This window comes from Streptomyces sp. (assembly GCF_050698815.1).
In the GTDB taxonomy this organism is placed as follows: Bacteria; Actinomycetota; Actinomycetes; order Streptomycetales; family Streptomycetaceae; genus Streptomyces.
This window is the reverse complement of sequence record NZ_JBOHCV010000684.1, coordinates 1-4790: the sequence shown is the minus strand read 5'-3', so window position 1 is coordinate 4790 and position 4790 is coordinate 1. Positions and strand designations below refer to the sequence as shown.

Below are 4790 nucleotides of genomic sequence, written 5' to 3'. Positions count from 1 at the left end.
GCGCGGTGCGCACCGCCGCCGAGGTCCGCGCCCACGGGAACCTGGCCCGCCGTCATCTCCGGCGAGCCCGCGAGGGCCCTTACGTCACCCCAGGCACCGGTCGCGGCGCCCGTCGCCAGCACGCTCGCGAAGACCAGTGCCAGACCCGCACCGCGGCGCAGTCGCCGGGTGCTTCCCCCGTCGTCGTCGGGGGATGGGGCGGAATACCACGAGTCCGACATGATGCGGAGTCTAGGCCAGACGCGGGCCGCCGCACGGGGTGTTGGCCGTACGGTGCCCGCGTCGTGCGTCACACCTTGAGGTACTTGCGAAGCGTGAAGAACGCCGCAAGGGCGGGCATCAAAGCACCCACCGTGATGAGCAGCGGCAGCACACTGAGCACCGCGTCCCAGCCGATGAAGTTGATCAGAGCGATCTTCTCCGCCAGCCAGCTGTCGATCAGGAAGTACTTGCCGCCGACCAGCAGCACGCAGGCCATACCCGATCCGATCAGGCCGGCGATCGCCGCCTCGAGGATGAACGGCATCTGGATGTAGAAGCTGGAGGCACCGACCAGCCGCATGATCCCGGTCTCCCGCCGTCGGCTGAACGCGGAGACTCTGACCGTGTTGACGATCAGCAGCAGGGCGACGATGAGCATCAGCCCCATCACACAGAGTGCCGCGATGTTCATGCCGTTGAGCAGATTGAAGAGGTTCTCCAGCAGGTTCCGTTGGTCCTGGACCTCCTGCACCCCCTGTCTGCCGGAGAAGGCGGTCTGCAGCACCCGGTACTTGGTCGGGTCCTTGAGCTTGACCCGGTAGGACTCCTGCATCTGGTCCGGCGTGAGCGAGTCGGCCAGCGGGGAGTCCTTGAACTGCTCCTGGTAGTGCTTGTACGCCTGGTCCGACGACTCGTGGAAGACCCTGTCGACGACCTGCAGCTTCGCGAGGTCGGTCTTGATCTGGTCCTTCTGCTGCGCGGTGACGGCGCCCTTGGCGCAGTTGGGGTCGGACTGGGCGTCGTTCTTGTTGCAGAGGTAGATCGACACCTGGACCTTGTCGTACCAGTAGCCCTTCATCGTGCTGACCTGCTCGCGGGCGAGCAGGGAACCGCCGGCGAGGGCCAGCGACAGGGCTACCGACACGATCACCGCGAAGGTCATCGTGAGATTGCGGCGGAGACCGACGCTGATCTCCGAGAATACGAACTGGGCGCGCATGGCGTCCTTTCAGTGTGTTGCTGCCTCAGCGGCTCGGAGAGCTCAGTGCTGATAGCCGTAGACGCCGCGCGACTGGTCACGCACGAGCCTGCCCCGCTCCAGCTCGATGACCCGCTTGCGCATCTGGTCGACGATCTGCTGGTCGTGGGTGGCCATCACCACCGTCGTGCCGGTGCGGTTGATGCGGTCCAGCAGCTTCATGATGCCGACGGAGGTCTGCGGGTCGAGGTTGCCGGTGGGCTCGTCGGCGATCAGCAGCATCGGGCGGTTGGCGAAGGCGCGGGCGATCGCCACCCGCTGTTGTTCACCGCCGGAGAGCTCGCCGGGCATCCGCTCCTCCTTGCCGCCCAGACCGACCAGGTCCAGCACCTCGGGGACCGTCTTGCGGATCTGGCCGCGCGACTTGCCGATGACCTCGAGGGCGAAGGCGACGTTCTCGCCGACCGTCTTGTTGGCCAGCAGCCGGAAGTCCTGGAAGACGGTGCCCAACTGGCGGCGCATCTGCGGCACTTTCCAGTTGGACAGCCGCGCCATGTCCTTGCCCATGACGTGTACCTGGCCGTGGCTGGCCCGCTCCTCGCGCAGGATCAGCCGGAGGAAGGTGGACTTGCCGGAGCCGGATGAGCCCACCATGAACACGAACTCGCCGCGCTCGATGTCCAGCGAGACATCACGGAGCGCCGGGCGGTTCTGCTTGGGGTAGGACTTGGAGACGCTGTCGAATCGGATCACGGATACACCACGTCGACCTGGGTAGGGGCAGCGGAAGCCACGGTCGGCTCCCTGGGGGCACCTCCCAGCGGTAGCTGGGGGACGGTGGGTGACCTTACGCGAACCGGTACGTGGTGCGCAGTCGGCGTCCGGTGTTGGTGGGTTTCGTCACATTACCCGTAGGCACAAAGCAGGCACCACCGGCTCCGCAACTCCGGCAACGCCCGGGATGCCCGCTGCGGGCGGGGCCGGAAGCTGGCACAGTGGAGGGTGAGCACCCTTGGGGAACGAATGACTCCGGGGCGTCGTTGGCAGACTGAGAGGAGTTCGCATGACATGCGACCGACTGGTGTGTGCCAACTGCGCGGGCCCGGTGAGCGAAGGGCGCTGCGCCGTCTGCCGTGCGCACCGTGAGCGCGTGTACCGGGAGTCGCCGCTCGCGAATCTCTCCCCGGTCGCGCTCTTCACGCTGCTGGTGACGCTGATCGCGGTGGCCTTGCTGGCCGAGCGGGTCGTCGCGGCGTAGCCGGACGGCGACAGCGAGTCGCCCACCCGCACGCACACGCACACACATTCTGCAAGCTCGAGGGGCCCGGAACGGAAGTTCCGGGCCCCTCGCTTGCGTGCGTCGCCCAGGTGTGCTGCGGCGCTCCGCGGACGTACGGGCGTCAGGCGGCCGTACGACGGTTGATCATGCGCGGCATCATGCGGAAGCCGACGCCACCGGCGATCATGGTCGCGGCACCGACCAGCAGGAAGGTCGTCTCGGTGGAACCGGTGTCCGCCAGCTCCTCCTTCGGGCCCTGCGGCTCCTGCTCGACCGGCTGGCTGCCCGCGCTGTCCGGGTCGGTGTTGCCGCCCTCGCAGTTCACGCTGGACTCGTTCAGCTCACAGGTGCCGGTGTCGTCGCCGCCACCGGAACCGCCGATGGTGGCAGGCTCCTCGCCACCGCCGGTGTCACCGCCGCCGCTGTTGCCGCCGGTGGTGGAACCGCCATCGGTGGTGGAACCACCGTCGGTAGTCGAACCGCCGTCGGTGGTGGTGCCACCGTCGGTCGTCGTGGAACCACCATCGGTGGTGGTACCGCCGTCGGCGGTGGTGCCACCGTCGGTGGTGTCACCAGTGGTGCCTTCGGTGGTGGTGCCACCGTCGGTCTCGCCGCCGGAAGCACCGCCGTCGCCACCACCGATGATGCCGCCGATGATGCCGCCGAGGAGACCCTGCTCGCCACTCTGGGTGCTGGAGTCGCCAGGCGCGGCCTGCGCGGCACCTGCGGCGGTGAGCGAGGCACCGACGGCGAACACAGCACCGGCAGCAACGCGTGCCACACGGAGCCGCGTCTTGGAATTGATCATTGGCCAACTACCCCCAGTAGTTATTCACTTTGAATGGAGCAGCTGTGTGTTGGGCTGCGGAGCCACTGTCGGGACACGGACTGTCCTCGTCCCCGCACGCGCCCCTGACACAGGCATGCCGAGCGGACAGCTTTCCCATTTTTCACACAGGCGTCAAGCGAGGACTGTGTGAATTGCCCGTGTAGGGCCATTACTTCACCGGATTGCGACCGGAATCACGCCTGATCGTGCTGCTCCTGCTGCTTGCGCCAGCGGATGCCCGCCTCGAGGAAGCCGTCGATATCACCGTCGAGAACGCCCTGCGGATTGCCGACTTCATGTTCCGTCCGCAAGTCCTTCACCATTTGGTACGGGTGCAGCACGTACGAACGCATCTGGCTGCCCCAGGAGTTGCCCCCGTCGCCCTTGAGGGCGTCCATCTTCGCCTGCTCCTCCACCCTGCGGTGGGCCAGCAGCCGCGCCTGCATGACGCGCATGGCGGCGGCGCGGTTCTGGATCTGGGACTTCTCGTTCTGGCAGGAGACGACGATGCCCGTCGGGATGTGGGTCATCCGGACCGCGGAGTCGGTGGTGTTGACCGACTGGCCGCCGGGCCCGGAGGAACGGAAGACGTCGATCCGCAGCTCGTTCTCCGGGATGTCGATGTGGTCGACCTGCTCCACCACGGGCAGCACCTCGACGCCGGCGAAGGAGGTCTGCCGGCGCCCCTGGTTGTCGAACGGCGAGATGCGGACCATGCGGTGGGTGCCCTGCTCGACGGAGAGCGTCCCGTAGGCGTAGGGAGCCTTGACGGAGAACGTGGCGGACTTGATGCCCGCCTCCTCCGCGTAGCTGATGTCGAAGACGTCGGTCGGGTAGCCCCTGCGCTCGCTCCAGCGCAGATACATCCGCATCAGCTGCTCGGCGAAGTCGGCGGCGTCGACGCCGCCCGCCTCGGCGCGCACGCTGACGACGGCCTCGCGGGGGTCGTACTCACCGGAGAGCAGGGTGCGGACCTCCAGCTCCTCCACGGCCTTGCGTACGGACTCCAGCTCGGTCTCCGCCTCACCGCGGGCGTCGGCGTCGTCCTCGCTGTCGGCGAGCTCGAAGAGCACCTCGACGTCCTCGATCCGCGAGCGCAGCTCCTCGGCCTTGCGCAGCTGCCCCTGGAGGTAGGACAGCTTGCTGGTGACCTGCTGCGCGTGATCCACGTCGTCCCACAGGTCGGGAGCCGCCGCCTGCTCTTCGAGCGCGGTGATGTCGGCCCTCAGCTTGTCGAGGTCGATCACCGCCTCGATCGACTCCATGGTGGAGGAGAGGGACTTCAGCTCTTCGGAAACATCGACGACTGCCACGCCTCCACCCTAACGGCTGACGGTTGTCCCGATCCCTGCCCGGTCGTCCCGGGCAGGGCCCCGCACGGCCCGGGACGACCCGGGCGGGGGGGGGCGGTCACGGCTCCTGCGGGCGTTCGACCGCGGGCGCGGGCTGGGTGGTGGCGCCGTCGTCACCGGAGGTGGCCAGCCAGCCGCCCACGCCGACGG

Annotated in this window: 5 protein-coding genes and 1 pseudogene; 1 reads left to right on the top strand and 5 read right to left on the bottom strand. The window is 67.8% G+C overall.

Annotated elements, in window-relative coordinates; all coding sequences use genetic code 11:
- The 3 genes and pseudogenes from ACRDP3_RS24425 to ftsE all read right to left on the bottom strand — a co-directional run.
- Nucleotides 1-221: pseudogene (locus tag ACRDP3_RS24425) on the bottom strand (hypothetical protein); the annotation flags it as partial.
- A 68-nt stretch (nt 222-289) separates the two neighbouring features.
- On the bottom strand, nt 290-1201 hold the full coding sequence (gene ftsX, locus ACRDP3_RS24420) for a permease-like cell division protein FtsX (RefSeq protein WP_431519155.1): 912 nt from the start codon (nt 1199-1201) through the stop codon (nt 290-292).
- Nucleotides 1202-1243: 42 nt separating this feature from the next.
- Nucleotides 1244-1933, bottom strand: coding sequence for a cell division ATP-binding protein FtsE (gene ftsE, locus ACRDP3_RS24415; protein ID WP_431519154.1), 690 nt, complete (start codon nt 1931-1933; stop codon nt 1244-1246).
- A 310-nt stretch (nt 1934-2243) separates the two neighbouring features.
- Between ftsE and ACRDP3_RS24410 the strand changes: the two genes are divergently transcribed.
- Entirely contained in the window at nt 2244-2438 is a 195-nt protein-coding gene (locus ACRDP3_RS24410; RefSeq protein WP_431519153.1) for a hypothetical protein, read from the top strand.
- A 142-nt stretch (nt 2439-2580) separates the two neighbouring features.
- Here ACRDP3_RS24410 and ACRDP3_RS24405 read toward each other — a convergent pair whose 3' ends face one another.
- Nucleotides 2581-3267: an LPXTG cell wall anchor domain-containing protein gene (locus ACRDP3_RS24405; RefSeq protein WP_431519152.1), complete on the bottom strand. Its 687-nt coding sequence runs from the start codon at nt 3265-3267 to the stop codon at nt 2581-2583.
- 215 nt (nt 3268-3482) lie between these two features.
- Complete coding sequence (gene prfB / locus ACRDP3_RS24400) at nt 3483-4601, bottom strand: peptide chain release factor 2 (protein WP_431519151.1); 1119 nt, start codon at nt 4599-4601, stop codon at nt 3483-3485.
- Nucleotides 4602-4790: the final 189 nt, after the last annotated feature.